Origin of the sequence: Parafrigoribacterium mesophilum (assembly GCF_039652555.1) — a bacterium.
GTDB classification, from domain to species: Bacteria; Actinomycetota; Actinomycetes; order Actinomycetales; family Microbacteriaceae; genus Parafrigoribacterium; species Parafrigoribacterium mesophilum.
This window is the reverse complement of sequence record NZ_JBDJAF010000099.1, coordinates 1-251: the sequence shown is the minus strand read 5'-3', so window position 1 is coordinate 251 and position 251 is coordinate 1. Positions and strand designations below refer to the sequence as shown.

The window sequence follows — 251 nt, the reverse complement described above, 5'->3', positions numbered from 1 at the left end:
ACGCCTGCCGCTGCGGCGGTCACCCCGGTTCTGAGCACAACCGGCAATCCACCGGCCTGTACACAACCGAGATGGCCGTCTACACCTCGTCGGCGACCGGAGCGGCGAACTTCGCGTTGTACAGGGTGAAGTAGGCGCCCTGCGCGGCCAGCAACACCTCGTGGGTGCCCAGCTCGACGATCTGACCGTTCTCCATCACCAGGATGAGGTCGGCTTCGCGGATCGTGGACAGCCGGTGCGCGATCACGAAG

Annotated in this window: 1 pseudogene; it reads right to left on the bottom strand. The window is 65.7% G+C overall.

The features are described 5' to 3' along the window. Positions 1-79: 79 nt before the first annotated feature. A pseudogene (locus ABFX56_RS16240) lies at positions 80-251 on the bottom strand (ABC transporter ATP-binding protein); the annotation flags it as partial.